General features: G+C 73.4%; 16 protein-coding genes. 7 read left to right on the top strand and 9 right to left on the bottom strand.

The window, feature by feature from the left end:
• Positions 1–11 precede the first annotated feature (11 nt).
• A complete protein-coding gene (locus ACWCWD_RS30330; protein ID WP_450777704.1) occupies positions 12–746 on the bottom strand; it encodes a response regulator in 735 nt (244 codons plus the stop codon).
• Entirely contained in the window at positions 743–2,026 is a 1,284-nt protein-coding gene (locus ACWCWD_RS30335; protein WP_450777706.1) for a sensor histidine kinase, read from the bottom strand. Before ACWCWD_RS30335 ends, ACWCWD_RS30330 begins: the two co-directional genes overlap by 4 nt.
• A 348-nt stretch (positions 2,027–2,374) precedes the next feature.
• Here ACWCWD_RS30335 and ACWCWD_RS30340 point away from each other — a divergent pair, with 348 nt between their 5' ends.
• Positions 2,375–2,983 carry a GlcG/HbpS family heme-binding protein gene (locus tag ACWCWD_RS30340; protein WP_450777708.1) on the top strand — a complete coding sequence of 203 codons (609 nt, stop codon included), beginning with the start codon at positions 2,375–2,377 and terminating at the stop codon, positions 2,981–2,983.
• A 137-nt stretch (positions 2,984–3,120) separates the two neighbouring features.
• Positions 3,121–4,581, top strand: coding sequence for a M1 family metallopeptidase (locus ACWCWD_RS30345; RefSeq protein WP_450777825.1), 1,461 nt, complete (start codon positions 3,121–3,123; stop codon positions 4,579–4,581).
• A gap of 158 nt (positions 4,582–4,739) precedes the next feature.
• On the opposite strand, the gene ACWCWD_RS30350 is transcribed toward ACWCWD_RS30345, so the two are convergent.
• Positions 4,740–5,315, bottom strand: a complete 576-nt coding sequence (locus ACWCWD_RS30350) for a TerD family protein (protein ID WP_327176477.1) — start codon at positions 5,313–5,315, stop codon at positions 4,740–4,742.
• Positions 5,316–5,560: 245 nt separating this feature from the next.
• On the opposite strand from ACWCWD_RS30350, the gene arfB reads away from it, so the two are divergent.
• Positions 5,561–5,986 carry an alternative ribosome rescue aminoacyl-tRNA hydrolase ArfB gene (gene arfB, locus ACWCWD_RS30355; protein ID WP_442809432.1) on the top strand — a complete coding sequence of 142 codons (426 nt, stop codon included), beginning with the start codon at positions 5,561–5,563 and terminating at the stop codon, positions 5,984–5,986.
• Positions 5,987–6,044: 58 nt separating this feature from the next.
• On the opposite strand, the gene ACWCWD_RS30360 is transcribed toward arfB, so the two are convergent.
• Positions 6,045–6,557 (bottom strand): flavin reductase family protein, encoded by a 513-nt coding sequence (locus ACWCWD_RS30360; protein WP_450777711.1) that lies wholly within the window; start codon positions 6,555–6,557, stop codon positions 6,045–6,047.
• A gap of 455 nt (positions 6,558–7,012) precedes the next feature.
• On the opposite strand from ACWCWD_RS30360, the gene cdgB reads away from it, so the two are divergent.
• Together cdgB and ACWCWD_RS30370 are read left to right on the top strand one after the other, a co-directional pair.
• Positions 7,013–8,674 (top strand): diguanylate cyclase CdgB, encoded by a 1,662-nt coding sequence (gene cdgB, locus ACWCWD_RS30365; protein WP_450777713.1) that lies wholly within the window; start codon positions 7,013–7,015, stop codon positions 8,672–8,674.
• A gap of 142 nt (positions 8,675–8,816) precedes the next feature.
• Positions 8,817–9,926 (top strand): carbohydrate-binding protein, encoded by a 1,110-nt coding sequence (locus tag ACWCWD_RS30370; protein WP_450777715.1) that lies wholly within the window; start codon positions 8,817–8,819, stop codon positions 9,924–9,926.
• Positions 9,927–9,956: 30 nt separating this feature from the next.
• On the opposite strand, the gene ACWCWD_RS30375 is transcribed toward ACWCWD_RS30370, so the two are convergent.
• The 4 genes from ACWCWD_RS30375 to ACWCWD_RS30390 all read right to left on the bottom strand — a co-directional run bounded on the left by ACWCWD_RS30375 (position 9,957) and on the right by ACWCWD_RS30390 (position 13,857).
• Entirely contained in the window at positions 9,957–10,883 is a 927-nt protein-coding gene (locus ACWCWD_RS30375) for a 1-phosphofructokinase family hexose kinase (RefSeq protein WP_450777717.1), read from the bottom strand.
• A 272-nt stretch (positions 10,884–11,155) separates the two neighbouring features.
• On the bottom strand, positions 11,156–11,644 hold the full coding sequence (locus ACWCWD_RS30380) for an N-acetyltransferase family protein (protein ID WP_450777719.1): 489 nt from the start codon (positions 11,642–11,644) through the stop codon (positions 11,156–11,158).
• A 165-nt stretch (positions 11,645–11,809) separates the two neighbouring features.
• Positions 11,810–12,964, bottom strand: coding sequence for an N-acetylglucosamine-6-phosphate deacetylase (gene nagA / locus ACWCWD_RS30385; protein ID WP_450777721.1), 1,155 nt, complete (start codon positions 12,962–12,964; stop codon positions 11,810–11,812).
• The gene (locus tag ACWCWD_RS30390) at positions 12,964–13,857 is read right to left on the bottom strand and encodes an ROK family protein (RefSeq protein ID WP_450777827.1); all 894 of its coding nucleotides are present in this window, start codon (positions 13,855–13,857) and stop codon (positions 12,964–12,966) included. The genes nagA and ACWCWD_RS30390 overlap by 1 nt, the downstream gene beginning before the upstream one ends.
• A gap of 267 nt (positions 13,858–14,124) precedes the next feature.
• On the opposite strand from ACWCWD_RS30390, the gene ACWCWD_RS30395 reads away from it, so the two are divergent.
• Entirely contained in the window at positions 14,125–14,394 is a 270-nt protein-coding gene (locus tag ACWCWD_RS30395) for a DUF3263 domain-containing protein (RefSeq protein ID WP_450777829.1), read from the top strand.
• A gap of 122 nt (positions 14,395–14,516) precedes the next feature.
• Here the strand turns inward: ACWCWD_RS30395 and ACWCWD_RS30400 are convergent, their stop codons facing one another.
• The gene (locus ACWCWD_RS30400; protein ID WP_450777723.1) at positions 14,517–14,972 is read right to left on the bottom strand and encodes a MarR family winged helix-turn-helix transcriptional regulator; all 456 of its coding nucleotides are present in this window, start codon (positions 14,970–14,972) and stop codon (positions 14,517–14,519) included.
• Between the two features lie 134 nt (positions 14,973–15,106).
• On the opposite strand from ACWCWD_RS30400, the gene otsB reads away from it, so the two are divergent.
• Positions 15,107–15,958 (top strand): trehalose-phosphatase, encoded by an 852-nt coding sequence (gene otsB, locus ACWCWD_RS30405; RefSeq protein ID WP_450777724.1) that lies wholly within the window; start codon positions 15,107–15,109, stop codon positions 15,956–15,958.
• The last annotated feature ends 4 nt before the right edge of the window (positions 15,959–15,962 follow it).

A 15,962-nucleotide genomic window follows, 5' to 3' on the forward strand; every position in this document is an offset into this window, starting at 1 on the left:
GCTGCCCCGGCTCAGGGCAGCAGTCGTTGTTCGTTGGCTCTGGCGACCGCTCCGGCGCGGGTCTCGACGCCCAGCTTGTCGTAGATGCGCCCCAGGTGGGTCTTGACCGTCGCCTCGCTGATGAAGAGCGCGCGGGCGATGTCCCGGTTGCCGAGCCCTCGGGCGAGCTGCCCGAGGATGTCCCGCTCGCGGTCGGTGAGCGCGGGAGGCGGGGTACGCAGCCGGGCCATCACCCGGTCCGCGACGGGCGGGGAGAGCGTGGTGCGGCCCTGGGCGGCGGACCGGATCGCGGCGAACAGTTCCTCGGGGCGCTCCGCCTTCAGCAGATAGCCGGTGGCGCCCGCGCCGATCGCCCGGGTGATGTCGGCGTCGGTGTCGTACGTCGTGAGGACGAGCACGTGCGGCCCCGCACCGGTTCCACCCGTGCCGCCACTCGATCCCGTACCGCCGGTTCCACCCGTGCCGCCGCTCGAACCCGTGCGGCCGTTCCCGCCCGTGCCGCCGCTCCCTCCCGCTCCGGCGGTGATCCGGCGGGTGGCTTCGACGCCGTCCATGCCGGGGCCGAGCTGGAGGTCCATGAGGACGACGTCCGGGGTCAGCCGGGCGGCCAGCACGACGGCCTCCTCGCCGCTGCCGGCCTCGGCCACGACGTCGAGGTCCGGTTCGCTGCCGAGGAGGGCGAGCAGCCCGGCGCGTACGACGGCGTGGTCGTCGCAGACCAGGACGCGTACGGTACGGCGGGTCATACGGGCTCCTCGGGGGTGCCGGGCTTCTCGGGTGTGCCGGGTTCCTCGGGGGTGCCGGGTGTCTCCGGGGCAGGCAGCGGGATCTCCGCCGAGAGCACGGTGCCCTCGCCGGGGGCCGACTCGATGGTGAGCCGTCCGCCGAGCTGCCGTACCCGGGCGCGTATCGCGGGCAGCCCGTGGCCCCGGCGCGGCGGAGCGCCCCGCTGCTCGGCGCCCGCCGCCGGTGCGTCGGTGGCGAACCCGCGGCCGTCGTCCGCGACGTCGAGGACCACCCGGTCGCCCAGGTGGGTCAGGGTGAGCGCGGCGGTGGTGGCACCGGCGTGCTCGGCGACGTTGGCGAGCGCGCCCTGGGCGATGCGCAGCAGCGCCGACTGCACCCGGTCCGGCAGCGGGTCGTGCGCGGCGCCTTCCACGTGGCAGCGCACGGCGGGCCCGCCCGTCGCGGTGGTCCGCGCGGCGAGCGCGCGCAGGGCCGCCTCCAGCCCCGCGCCCTCCGCGAGGTCGGCCGGCGCCAGGTCGTGGACGAAGCGCCGGGCCTCGGCGAGGTTGCCGGCCGCGATGCCCGCCGCCGTACGGACATGGGTGCGGGCGGTACCCGGCTCGGTGTCCCAGAGGCGTTCGGCGGCCTGGAGCAGCATCTGCTGGCTGGAGAGGCCCTGCGCGAGGGTGTCGTGGATCTCCATGGAGAGCCGCTGGCGTTCGGCGAGGGTGCCCTCGCGGCGTTCCGTCGCGGCCAGTTCGCGCCGCGTCCGGACCAGGTCCTCGATGAGTTCGCGCTGGCGTACGGCGAGTTCCTGCTGACGGTCGGCCTGACGGCGGACGTGGACGAGAACGGCGGTCGCCACGGCCGCGACGGCGGGCGGCGCCAGCACGAGGTTCGGGTCGAAGCCGGTGGCGAGCCGCAGTTGCGCGGCCACCACGAACGCCGTGAGCAGGGTGACCAGGACGAGGGCGGCGCGGGGCGGGAGGAGCCGCAGTCCGGTGGAGAAGAGCGGTACGGCGCACCACGCGAAGCTCGGCGCGAGGACGACCAGCACCATCCAGACGGCGACCAGCCCCGCGAGCCAGGCGAACCGGCGCGGGGTGGGCCGCGAGCCGAGCACCGGGCCGAGGGCGTAGACGACGGCGAGCGTGACGGACAGCCCGATGACCCACGGGGTGCGGGCCTCGCCGGGGTGGCGCATCAGGAACCGGGTGAGCGAGGCGCCCAGCAGCAGGAAGAACGCGGCGTGCAGCAGGAGCGCCAGCCACCGGGCGTCCGGATCGGGCGTGCGCGCCACGGACGAGCCGGGACCGGCGGAAGCACCGCCCGCCGGTCCGTCCCGCCCCGGGCCGGTTCTCCGCCGCACCTCGTACCCGCCTCATGCTCGTCGTCGTCGGTGCTCCCGGCCGTGCGGCGGGATCCGCCGCATACGCCGTGAGCTGGGCGGATGTGCCCATGCCTCCTCCATGGTGACCCGGCTGGGCCGCCCCCGCATCAACCGATCGGCCGACGGAAGAGTCCACCGGACCGGGCCGAAGGCCGAGCCGGTACGACGACGGTACGGGCCGTGTTCCGGCCGGAGCATCGATACCGGAGCGCCTCCGCCGACCGGCCGGGCGCCGCACCGAACCCGGAGGAACCCGCCATGAACGCCACTCCCCCCGTCCCGTCCCCCTCGTCCCCCGCCTCCGTCCCCGCCGGCCGCAGGTTCTCGCTGCGGGCCCGGGTCCTGACGGGGGCGGTGGCCGTCGCCGCCCTGGGCGCGGGCACCTTCGGCGCGGTCTCCGCCAGCGCCTCGGCCCCTTCGTCCGCCACCGTCGCGGTCTCGGCCGACACCGCGAACCGGAACCTCCAGCAGTCGACCCACCTCACCGTCGCCGCCGCCACGAAGGCCGCGCAGGCCGTGCTCGACGCCGCGCAGAAGGAGAACCAGCGCGTTTCGGTCGCGGTCGTCGACCGGGACGGCAACACGATCGTCAGCCTGCGCGGCGACGGCGCCGGGCCGCAGTCCCCGGAGTCCGCCGAGAAGAAGGCGTACACCTCGGTCTCCTGGAACGCCCCCACCTCCGAGCTGGTGAAGCGCCTGGACCAGGCCCCCACGCTGAAGGACATCCCCGGCACCCTCTTCCTCGCGGGCGGTGCCCCGGTCCAGGTCAAGGGCGCTCCCGTCGCGGCGGTCGGCGTCGCCGGAGCCCCGAGCGGCGACCTCGACGAGAAGTTCGCCCGCGCGGGGGTCGCCGCCCTCGCCCGTTGACCATGGCTCACGGCTCCCGCCCCCGCACAGCCCCCGCGCGGGGGCGGGCGCACCGCGTGCCCGGTACATAGGATCGCGCCGTGAATCAGCCCATCCCCGCACGCCGGAGCGGTTCCGCCGGTCCTCGCCGTACCCCCGTGCGCCGTATCCCCGTGCGCCGGCGCCCGGCCCGGGCCGGTGCGCTGCTGCTCGCCTGCGCCGTCCTCGGCTGTACGGCTCCGGCCTGTACGGGCGCGGGGGCCGGGGTGGCCGGGACGCCGGGCGCGGCCGGGGTGCGCGATCCGTACTTCCCGAAACTCGGCAACGGCGGCTACGACGTCACCCACTACGACCTCCGCCTCGCCGTCGACCGGAAGGCCGAGCACCTGACGGGTACGGCGACGATCACCGCCCGCGCCACCCAGGACCTGAGCGCCTTCCACCTCGACCTGGTCGGGCTCGACGTCACCGGGGCGACCGTCGAAGGACGGCCCGCCGCCGTGAACCGGGCCGGTGGCGAGCTGGTCCTCCGCCCCGACGCGGAGGTCGCCGGCCACCTCCGCGAGGGCCGCACCTTCGAGACCGTCGTGCGCTACTCCGGCGAGCCCCGCACCCTCACGGACGCGGACGGCACCCACGAGGGCTGGCTGCGGACGGCGGACGGGGCCGTCGCCCTCGGCGAACCGGCGGGCGGGCCGGCCTGGTTCCCCGGCAACCACCACCCCAGCGACAAGGCCACCTACACCGTCGCGGTCACCGTCCCCGAGGGGCTGACGGCCGTCTCCAACGGCGAACTCGCCTCCCGCCGCACCACCAAGGGCGCCACCGGCGACCCCGCCCGCACCACGTACACCTGGCGCACCACCGAACCCATGGCGAGCTACCTCGCGACCGTCGCGATCGGCCGTTTCGTCACGAAGGAGTCCCGTACCGGCGACGGCCTCGCGGTCTTCACCGCGGTGGACCCCGAGGTGGCGGCGGAGGCGGAGCCCGAACTCGCCCGGATTCCGCAGATCCTGGCGTGGGAGGCGGAGCGGTTCGGGCCGTACCCGTTCCGTTCGGCGGGCGCGATCGTGGACCGGGCGGAGGACTCCGAGTACGCCCTGGAGACGCAGAACCGGCCGTACTACCCCGGCCCGCCGACCACCGGGCTCCTCGTCCACGAGATGGCGCACCAGTGGTTCGGCGACTCCGTCACCCCGTCCACCTGGCGTGACATGTGGCTCAACGAGGGGCTCGCGACGTACGCGGAGTGGCTCTGGAGCGAGGACCACGAGGACACCCCGGCCGGGGAGAGCTTCGAGGAGGCGTACGCCGACGACGCGAACTGGGCCTTCCCGCCCGCCGAGCCGCCGACCGCCGCCGATGTCTCACAGCCGCCGGTGTACGGAGGCGGCGCGATGGTCGTGCACCGGCTGCGGCTCGCGGTGGACGACGACGAGAAGTTCTTCGCGCTGCTCAGGGGCTGGACCGGGGCCCACCGGCACGGCAACGCGTCGACGGCCGACTTCACGGCGTACGCGGAGAAGGCGACGGGCCTGGACCTGTCCCGGCTCTGGTCGGTCTGGCTGTACGGCGACGGGCGCCCGGCCGACCCGGCCAAGCCGGACCTGCCCTGATCCCGCCGACCCGGCCAAGCCGGACCTGCCCCGATGCCGCCGACGCGACGGCTCCCGGACCTGCCCACGCGCCGGCCGAACCGCTCAGGGCCTCCGCCGCGTGTGCGGGGGAGGCCCTGAGTGAGGTGTGACTGCTGCGCGGGTGGGCGCGGGTCGCGTCAGAGGTTGACGCCGAAGTCCTGCGCGATGCCACGCAGACCCGAGGCGTAACCCTGGCCGACCGCGCGGAACTTCCACTCGGCGCCGTTGCGGTAGAGCTCGCCGAAGACCATGGCGGTCTCGGTGGCGGCGTCCTCGCTGAGGTCGTAACGGGCGATCTCGGTGCCGCCGGCCTGGTTGATGATGCGGATGAAGGCGTTCCGCACCTGGCCGAAGTTCTGGCTCCGGGACTCGGCGTCGTAGATCGAGACCGGGAAGACGATCTTGTCCACGTCGGCCGGCAGGCCCGCCAGGTTGACGTTGATCTGCTCGTCGTCGCCCTCGCCCTGGCCCGTGACGTTGTCACCGGTGTGGACGATGGTCTGGTCCGGCGTCGACTTGTTGTTGAAGAAGACGAAGTGGCCGTCGGAGACGACCTTGCCCGTCGGGTTCACCGCGATCGCCGAGGCGTCGAGGTCGAAGTCGGTGCCGGTGGTGGTGCGGACGTCCCAGCCGAGGCCGACCGTGACGGCGGTCAGGCCCGGTGCCTCCTTGGTGAGCGAGACGTTGCCGCCCTTGGACAGGCTTACTGCCATGGGAAGTCCCTTTCCTCGTCATGTGCGGGCTTCGTGCCATCACGAAAGCTACCGTCACCCGTCATAACGCGAGGAGGAGGCCACGAGGTTCCAGGTCCCTTTACTTTCTTTGCCGAACTTTCGTCCCGGTACGTCCCCTCCGCACCGCGCCGGGGCCCCACGGGCCGCCGGCGGGCCGGTCCCGTCAAAAGGGTCCCGTCAAAAGAAGGTGACGGACCGCCCGGACGCCGGGGAGACTGGGTGTCATGTCCGGGCCCTATGTCATCCGCGGTGCGGTCTCCCTGCCGGAGGCCGAGCTCATGTGGCGTTTCTCGCGGTCCTCCGGGCCCGGGGGACAGCACGTCAACACCAGCGACACCCAGGTGGAGCTGCGCTTCGACCTCGCCGCCACCGAGGCGCTGCCCGAGGTCTGGAAGGAGCGCGCGCTGGAGCGGCTGGCCGGCCGGCTGACCGACGGGGTCGTGTCCGTACGCGCCTCCGAGCACCGTTCCCAGTGGCGCAACCGCGAGACGGCCGCCGTGCGGCTCGCGGCTCTGCTCGCGGAGGCGACGGCGCCGCCGCCCGCGCCCCGCCGGAAGCGCAAGATCCCGCGCGGCATCAACGAACGCCGGCTGCGCGAGAAGAAGCAGCGGAGCGACACCAAGCGGGGCCGCTCCGGCCGCGACTGGTGACTCCGGGCGGCCTCCCCGGGCCCCGAGCGACCCCCGGCCCCCAGCGGCCTCCCGCCTCTCAGCCCAGCGTCCGGTAGTTCCCCTTGAAGTAGAGCAGCGGCTCGACGCCGTCCGCCGCCGTCGGCACGTGCGCGGTGAGCACCCGTCCGATCACCAGGGTGTGGTCGCCCGCCAGGACCCGCTGCTCGGTCCGGCATTCCAGGGTGGCCAGCGCTCCGTTCACCAGCGGCGCCCCGGAGACCTCGCCGCGCGTGTGCGGGACGTCCGCGAAGAGCAGCCGGTCGCTGATCCGGCCCTTCATCGAGAACCGGGACGCGATCTGCCGCTGCTCCGCCGCGAGGACGGAGACCGCCCAGAGCGGCTGTTCGGCCAGCAGGTCGTCCATGCGGGAGTCGTTGCGCAGGCTCACCAGTACCAGCGGCGGGTCGAGGGAGACGGACAGGAACGCCGTCGCGGTCATCCCGGCCTCTTCGCCGCGCTCGTCCTCGTCGTCGGCCGGCTCCTCGGCGGTGACCAGCACCACGCCTGCTGCCAGCCGCGCGAGAGCGGCCCGGAACTCGTCGTTGCTCACCCCCTCAGCATGGGGGACGGCATCGGGACGCGGGGTGAGGGTCTTCGTCTGCGGCACACTCGCACGCTAGCCGCGGCCGGTGCGGGCCCGCATCGGGCCAGGGGACCAGTCGAGACCTAGGTCTCCGGGCCAAGAAGGTGCATAACGCACATATCAGCGGGCGGATGCGATGGTGTGCCCGAAGCGCCGCCCGAAGCGTGCGCGTACGGCGGACACCGGCCTCGCGTACGGGTGCGCCGGTGGTGCGCCGGTGGGTGCGCCGGAGCGGATGGAGCGGCCCGGGGAACAAGCTGACGGGCTTTCACGTTCTGTTGTGACATGGCTCACAGAGAGCGATATTTGTTGACCCTGTGTACCGGCTGCACAGCTCACTGTGATTCAGTGGCGAGGACACTGCGATAAGTACGTCGATATGACATCTGGAGTTGCTGTCGAGGTCTCGGGGAGAGCGAGCAATGGAGGCCGAGTCGGAGCCCTACGTCCGTCTTGCGACCATGCGGCAGCTGCACCAGGCCGTCGCTGATCTCAATTCGGCGCGCAGCCTTGCCGACACACTGCAGACCGTGGCGGACGGACTCGTCACCGGTCTCGGCTACGAGCTGGGCTGTGTGAATCTCGTCCAGGCGGACGGTGAGCTCGTCGTGGCCGCTTTCGCGGGCAACAACGCCGCGGAGGCGCTGATCACCGGTCGTACGGGTTCCCGTGACGCCTGGGAGCGCCGGCTGTCCATGGGGGAGGCCTGGGAGGACCTGCGGTTCATTCCGCACACCGAGGGCTGGGTGCTCCTCGACGACGACGTGCCGCAGTGGCACACCGAGGGCCCCGAGCCCCGCTTCGCGGACGAGTGGCACCCGCTGGACCGCCTCTACGCCCCGATGTACGCCAACGCCAACGGCACCGGCCGGGGCCGCGGGGACCGCCGGGACCTTCTCGGAGTGCTCTCCGTGGACCGCCCGGGCAACGGCCGCCGCCCCGGCGCCTGGGGCCGCGAGGCCCTCCAGATGTACGCCTCGCAGGCCGCGATAGCGATAGGCAACGCCCGGCTCCGCGCCAACATGCAGCGCGCGCTGGTCCGGCTCGAACGCGAGCAGCAGGCGCTGCGGGCCAGCGAGGAGTCCTTCCGCCAGGCCTTCGAGTACGCCCCCAGCGGCATGGCCATCGCGGAGGTGGGCGGCGACCAGCACGGGCGGCTGCTCCGTACCAACGACGCGCTCTGCCGGCTGCTCGGACGCCCGGCCTCGGTGCTGCGCCGCCACTCCTTCGCCGATCTGGTCCACCCCGAGGACATCGGCACCCTGCTCCGTACGTCCGCCGAGGGCGGGCGGGCCGAGCTGCGGCTCGGCCGGCGCGACGGTACGTACCTCTGGGTCTCGCTCCGCAACTCGGTGGTGGCGGACACCACGGACGGGCCGCGCTTCCTCCTCACGCACGTGGAGGACATAGAGGAGCGCAAGCGGCACGAGCTGAACCTCGCGCACCGCGCCTCGCACGACGCCCTCACCGGGCTCCCCAACAGCGCGGAGCTCCGGTCCCGGCTCAGCGAGCGGCTCTGCGAGCGCCCGCACGCCACCGCGGCCACCGCGATCGAGGCGCTCGACGCGGCGTACGGGGACGTGGAGGCCCGCGGCCACGGGTACGACCTCGATCCGGGGCTCGCGGGCATCCCCTACGACCACCATGTCCACACGGTGGCGCCGGACCCGGAGCGCGACGACGGCGCGAAGGGGCTCGCGGTCCTCTTCTGCGACCTCGACGGCTTCAAGTCGATCAACGACCGCTTCGGCCACACCACGGGCGACGCGGTGCTGATCGAGGTGGCCCGCCGCCTCAGTACCTGTGTGCGGGACGGGGACACCGTCGCCCGTCTCGGGGGTGACGAATTCGTCGTGCTCGCGGACGGGCTCGGTGCGGCGGACGCCGCCGACCTGGCGGTACGCCTGCGGAACGCGATCATCCCGCCCATCCGGGTGGACGGCAGGGCGGTCCGGGTCGGCGCGAGCTTCGGCATCGGCTGGGCGGAGTGCGGGATGAGCGTGGAAGAGGTCCTGGCCTCGGCGGACCAGCGGATGTACGTGGAGAAGCGGTCCCGGGCGAAGGTTCACCGCAGAGCCGGGTGACGTTCATCCGGCGGTCCGGTGCCTGGCCCCGTACTGGGGGCGAGCAGGGGGCGGAGACCTTCGCACATTCGGAGGATGCTCCGTACGAGGTAGGCTCGCCCGGTCGGCGACGGCTGGCGACATGGTGAGGAGTGACCCAGGGATGACGGCCGGGAACAACGGCGAGAGCAAGCCCGAGGACGACGATCCGTTCGGCTACCTGTACGAGGACGGGCAGGCGGCGGGCGCCCAGCCGCCCGGCGGTGGCGGCTACGGCTACCCCGGACCGGCGGCTCAGCGCGGTGTACCCCGGACCTCCTACAACCAGGTGCGGGCCGTCGGTGAGCGCCAGTACGGGCAGGTCCCGCCGCAGCAGGCGTACGGCCAGCCTCAGCAGCCCTACGGTCAGCAGCCTTACGGTCAGCAGCCCCCGCAGCAGTACGGCCAGCCCCAGCAGCCCTACGGCCAGCAGCAGTACGGCCAGCCCCAGCAGCCCTACGGCCAGCAGCAGTACGGCCGGCCCACCGCGCAGTACGCGGCCCCCGAGACCTACCCCGGCGGTGCCGGTGCCGTGACGGCGTCCGGTTCGGTCGGGCACGGCGGCGGCGCGGGGCGGGGCGTCAACGGTGGCAATGGCGGGAACGGCGGCCGTGGCGGCCCCAACACGAAGGCCATCCTCGCCGGTGCGATCGTGGTCGTCGCGGTCGTGCTGATCGGCATCGGCGTCGCTCTGACCACGGGCGACGGCGACGACAAGGACAACAAGAAGAACCAGGCCTCGTCCTCGGTGGCGCCCAGCGGCGACGCCGACGAGTCGGCGTCCCCGGAGCCCACCACCTCGGACGAGCCGGTCGAGCTGCCGAAGCAGGACGCGGCGGCGCTCACCCTCGGCGGCACGGCCACCCTGGACAACACCGTCCCCGGTGCGAAGAGCGCCAGCGGCCAGTACATCAGCCTCAACGAGGTCGGCCGTTCGGCCACCTGGACGGTCGACGTGCCCAAGGCCGGTCCGTACACCCTGTACGTGACCTACGGCGTGCCCGGCAAGGACGCCAAGACGACCCTGACGGTCAACACCGAGGCGCCCCGCTCCATCAACATGAAGAACTACGCGCAGGCGGCGGAGGGCGACGCGGCGAAGGGGTGGACGAACACCTACGCCTACGTCAACCTCACGAAGGGCTCCAACACCCTGAAGCTCTCCTGCGAGGTCGGCGACCAGTGCGACGCCAACCTGGACCAGCTCTCGCTGAAGGCCGGGCAGCAGCAGTAGGGACCGCGCCGGAGCCGCGGCTCCGGCGGGTCAGAGCACCGACGCGAGTGATTCCACGCCTACGCGGGGCAGCAGCTCCGCGTAGGCGTCCGCGTCGAACTCCCCGGCCGCCGGGGCGAGTACGGTCGCGGCGGACAGCGCCACCGCGCGGGCCAGCCGCTCCGGCCAGGCCAGCCCCTCGGCGAGCCCGGACAGCAGCCCGGCCACCGCCGAGTCGCCCGCACCCGTCGGGTTTCCCCGTACGACGGATGGCGGCACGGCCCGCCAGGACCCCTCCTCGGTGGCGGCGACCAGGCCCTCCGCGCCGAGCGAGGCGACCACCGAGCGGGCACCGCGGCGGCGGGCGTCGCGGGCGGCGCGCAGGGGCTCCCGGGAGCCGGTGAGGCGGGCGAGTTCGTCGGCGTTCGGCTTCGCGAAGTCGGGCCGGGCGGCCATCCCCCGGCGCAGCGGTTCCCCTCCGGTGTCCAGCAGCACGGGTATCCCGGCGGCGCGTGCGCGGCGGACGAGTTCCGCGTAGGCGCCGACGTGTATGCCCGGCGGCAGGCTGCCGCAGAGCGCCACGGCCGTGGCACCGCCGAGCAGCTCCTCGTACGTGTGCAGCAGGGCGGCCCACTCGGCGGCTCCGACCTCGGGGCCGGGTTCGTCGAGCCGGGTCGTGCGTCCGCTGGAGCGTTCGACGACGGTCACCGTGCGGCGGGTGTCGCCGGCGACGGGGACGAGCGCGTCCTCGGGGCCCAGCGGGGCGAGCAGTTCGCGCACCAGTGTTCCGGTGCGGCCTCCGGCGAACCCCGTGACGACCGTGCGGTGTCCGAGCGCGGCGAGCACCCGGGCGACGTTGACGCCCTTGCCGCCGGGCCGTTCGGCCACGTCGCTCACCCGGTGGCTGCCGTGCGGGATGAGATCCGCGACGGTGTAGGTCACGTCGAGTGCGGTGTTCAGCGTGACGGTCAGGATCACCTGGACTCGCCCCCCGGTCCTTCTCTCTCGTTCGCCGGGCCGCTTGCCGGTCAGGCGTACTGGAATGTGGCGTTCCGGCGGCAGGGCGTGCCGTGCCGAGGGAGCGTCATGCCCGTGATCATGCCAAAGAGACGGCAGTGGGCCCAGAGGGTGTCCGGAGGGCGAGCAGCGGGCGTCCGCCACGTCGTACGCCGCGTGCAACTCGTACGCCTTGTACGCGGAGGAGCCGCCGAAGGAGCTGCGCGGGCAGGCTCGGATCGTCCCGGCTCCGCTCAGAGCCGCAGATGCATGATGTGCAGCCCGACGTACCCGTCCTCCGGGTGCCGGAAGCCCTCCGGCAGGGTGCCTATGATCTCGAACCCCAGTGACTCGTAGAGCTTCACCGCGTGGACGTTCGTCTCCACCACCGCGTTGAACTGCATGGCGCGGTAGCCCTGTTCACGCGCCCAGTCCACGGTGTACGCGCACAGTGCCCGCCCCACGCCCTGCCCGGAGTGCGCCGGATCGACCATGTAGCTGGCGCTCGCGATGTGCGAGCCGTTGCCCTGGTGGTTGCGGTTCATCTTCGCGGTGCCGAGGACGGCCCCCGAGTCGTCCACGGCGACGACCGTGCGGCTCGGGGACGTCAGCAACCACCAGTCACGGCCCTGCTCCTGGTCGAGGTCGGCGGGGTAGGTGAAGGTCTCGCCGGCGGCGACGATCGTATGGAAGAAGGGCCAGATGGCAGGCCAGTCCTCCGCGGTGGCTTCCCTGATCAACATGTGGACAGCGTGACCCACGGGAGCGGTGGCGGCAATGCCCTTTCGCGGGTGGCGATTTCCAGTCATACAAGTGGGATTGGGGGTTTCGGGCTCCCCATGTGAACCGCCTGTTCAAGCCCCCTGTTCAAGCCCCCTGTTCAGGCCCGCCTGTTCAGGCCCGCCTGTTCAGGCCCCCTTGGGCTCGACGATCCACTCGCCCTTGCGCATGACGCCCTTGAGGGTGAACGCCTCGTCCAGCACCACCAGGTCGGCGTCCTTGCCGGTCTCCAGCGAGCCGATCCGGTCGTACAGGCCCAGCAGCCGGGCGGGGTTGACGGAGATCGACCGGACGACGTCCTCGACCGGGATGCGGTCGATGGTCACGGCACGCCGGAACGCGGTGTCCAGGGTGAGTGTGGAACCGGCGATCGAACCGCCCTCCACCAGCCGGGCGACGCCGTCCTTGACCTCGACCGCGAGCGGGCCGAGCTGGTACTGGCCGTCGCCGAAGCCGGCCGCGTCCATGGCGTCGGTGATCAGCGCGACCCGGGCGGCGCCCGCGTGGTGGTAGGCCATCTCCAGGGCCGCCGGGTGCAGATGGGTGCCGTCGTTGATCAGCTCGACGGTGATCCGCTCGTCCTCCAGCAGCGCCGCGATCGGGCCGGGGGTGCGGTGGCCGAGGGCGGGCATCGCGTTGTAGAGGTGGGTCGCGACGGTGGCGCCCGCGTCGATCGCCTCGACGGTCTGCTCGTAGGTGGCGTCGGTGTGGCCGATCGCCGCGATGACGCCCTGTTCGGCGAGGAGCCGTACCGAGTCGAGCCCGCCGGGCAGTTCGGTGGCGAGCGTCATCATCTTCGCCGTACCGCGCGCGGCCTTCAGCAGGGCGCCGACGGCGGCCGGGTCGGGCGCGCGGAGCAGGGACTCGCTGTGCGCGCCCTTGCGGCAGGGCGAGATGAAGGGGCCCTCGAAGTGGATGCCCGCGATCTCGCCCTGTTCGGCCAGCTCGGAGAGGGTCCCGGCCCAGCGGCCGAGGAAGTCCAGGCTGTCGGTCACGGTGGAGGCGACGACCGTGGTGGTGCCGTGCTCGCGGTGCGTCCGTACGCCCGTCAGTACTTGGTCCACCGAACCGGCGGTGAAGGACGCGCCGCCGCCGCCGTGGTTGTGCATGTCCACGAAGCCGGGGACGATCCAGTGCCCGGTCAGGTCGAGGGTCCGGGCGTCCTCGGGGGCCCCGTCGGCGATCCGTGTGCCCTCGACGGCCAACCGGCCGTTCTCCTCGATGCCGCTGGGCCGTACGACCCGGGCACCGGTGAGAACCGTGCTGTCTGCGCGTCCGGCCATCAGACGGATACCTCCGTGGCGAGTAGGTCCCAGGCGAGCATCCCCGCGCCCAGGCATCCGGCGGTGTCCCCGAGGGTCGCCGGAACGATGTGGGGCAGTGTCTGGAACGTGACGCGTTCCTCGACGGCCGCACGCAGTGGTGTGAACAAGGTTTCCCCCGCCTCGGCGAGACCGCCACCGATGATGAGCGTGCGCGGGTCCAGCAGGGTGATCGCGGTGACCAGCCCGGCGGCCAGCGCGTCGACGGCGTCGGCCCAGACGCGCAGGGCGGTGGGGTCGCCCGCGTCGACGGCCCGCGCGCAGTCCGCCGCGTCCTGTGCGGGGTCGCCGCAGGCGGCGGCCCAGGCACGGCTGACGGCGGAGGCGGAGGCGAGCGTCTCCAGGCAGCCGCGCTGACCGCAGCCGCACTCCGGGCCGTCCGGCCGGACCACGACGTGCCCGATCTCCCCGGCGCTGCCGTGCGCGCCGGCCTCGACGACCCCGTCGATGCCGATGGCCCCGGCTATGCCGGTGCCGAGGGCGACGAAGAGGAAGCGGTCGGCGCCGCGTCCGGCCCCGCCGCGGCCCTCGGCCAGCCCGCCGGTACGGACGTCGTGGCCGAGCGCGACGGGGATGGAGCCGAGCCGTTCGCCGAGCAGGTCGCGCAGGGGCAGGTCGCGCCAGCCGAGGTTGGCGGCGTAGACCGCGATCCCCCGGTCGGTGTCGACGATGCCCGGTACGGCCACCCCGGCTGCCACCGCGGCCTCCCCGAACTGCTTCTCGCCGTAGGCGCGCAGCTCTGCGGCGAACCCGAGGATGGTCTCGACCACCGCCTCCGGGCCGCGCTCCCGCCCGGTGGCCCGTCGCTCCTCGTGCAGGAGGGTGCCGTCGGCTCCGACCAGCGCGGCCTTCATTCCCGTGCCGCCCACATCGAGGGCGATGACATGTCTCACGGGGGACAGTTTCGCCCTCTGACCTCAAAAGGTCTAGTCCACTATTCCGCTTTGTATCGTGTGCATACAAAAGTCCGCGGGTGGCGGGCCGCCCCGGTGGCACTGTCCGGGGCGCGCGTTAGGTTGGTCGGCATGACCGCCCCCGAGTACGGAAACGGAACCCCCGGCACCCCCGGACCCGACGCGACCGGCGACGACGCGGCCGGCAAGGGCGTGACCGGCAACGACGTGACCGGCGACGGGAGCGCCCCCACCGGAGCGGACGCGAGCGCCGGCGCGCTCACCGACCGCGACCGCGCGCTGCTGGCTCTGGAACGGCGGTCCTGGGCGGGCCCCGGCGCGAAGGAACGCGCCATCCGCGAGGAGCTGGGCCTCTCGCCGGTCCGGTACTACCAGCTGGTGAACGCCCTCATCGAGGACCGTCGGGCCCTGGAGGCGGACCCCGTCACGGTCAACCGCCTGCGCCGCGTACGGGACGCCAAGCGGAACCGGCGCTGAGGACGGGCGCCCGAGCTCCCGGCTCACCCGCACGAGCGACCCGTACAAGAACAGTGCGGGCATCCCCCGCCCCCGCACGCGCCCCCGCGTCCCCGCGCCCGGCCCCCGCACGCGCACACGTCCTACGGACGGGGCCAGGGCCGTCCCGAGAGCCGCTCGATGTCGGTGTTGAACCGCTTGAGGTAGGCGGCGAACCTCTCCACGTCCTCCACGGACCACTTCTCCAGCACGAGCCCGAGGCCGCTCGCGTTCTTGTCGCGCTCCACGTCGAGCCGCTGCGCGCCCTCCGGCGTGATCCGGAACTTGCGGGCCATGCCCCCCGACGGGTCCGGGATGCGCTCCACCAGACCGGCCTGCATCGCGGCGGCGGTCTGCCGGTTGAGGGTGGACGAGTCGAGCCCGAAGGCGTCGCTCAGCTCCTTGATGGACATCGGCCCCTGCACGCGGATGCGGCTGAGCAGGACGTAGGCGCTCCGCTCCAGCACGTCGTCCTTGCGCCGCCCGTTGGCGGTGCGCAGGAAGATGTGGCGGCTGAGCAGCATCTGCTCGTACTCGACCTGCTGGATGGGGTCGTCCATGCTCGTGCTCCTTGCTGCTGTCCCGCGCACCCTCCCTCCGAGCCTACGGGGGCGGGGGCGGGCCCTCGTCCGGGTGTGCGCGGACGCCGGGTGCGGTCTCGGCAGGCCCGCCCGTCCCCCGCTACTGTCGGACCATGGGCAGCCACTTGGACCACGTGCCGACTCCGACCACCGACGCGGGCCGTGAAGGGCTCGCCGCGCTGCTGGCCCGTCCGGGCCGGGCGGTGGTGGCGCTCGACTTCGACGGCACCCTCGCCGACATCGTGCCCGATCCCGAGCAGGCCCGGGCCCACGCCGACGTGCTGCCCGCGCTCGCCGCGCTCGCGCCGAAGATCGCGTCCGTGGTCGTGATCACCGGCCGCCCCGCCGCCGTCGCGGTCGCGCACGGCGGATTCGCGGGGGTCCCCGGCCTGGAGCACCTGGTGGTGCTCGGTCATTACGGCGCCGAGCGCTGGGACGCGGCCTCCGGCGAGGTGGCCGCCCCGCCGCCGCACCCCGGTCTCGCCGCCGTCCGCGCGGAGCTGCCCGCCCTGCTCGACGGGCCCGAGGTGCTGAAGGGTGCCTGGGTGGAGGAGAAGGGGCAGGCCGTCGCCGTCCACACCCGCCGTGCCGCCGACCCGCAGGCCGCCTTCGAGCTGCTGCGCGAGCCCCTCGGCCGGCTCGCCGCGGACCACGGGCTGATCGTCGAGCCGGGCCGACAGGTCCTGGAGCTGCGCCCGCCGGGGGTCGACAAGGGCGTCGCGCTCACCGAGTACGCGGCCGAGGTGGGGGCCGGGTCGCTGCTCTACGCGGGCGACGACCTCGGCGACATCGCGGCCTTCGCGGCCGTGGAGAAACTGCGTTCGGGCGGTCCGGACCGGGTGCCGGGTCTGCTGGTGTGCAGCGGCGGCACCGAGGTGCCCGAGCTGGCCTCCCGCGCCGACCTGATCGTGCCGGGCCCGGCACAGGTCGCTGCGCTGCTGGCGGCCGTGGCCGGAAACATCTGAGCGT

This window comes from Streptomyces sp. NPDC001493 (assembly GCF_053597235.1).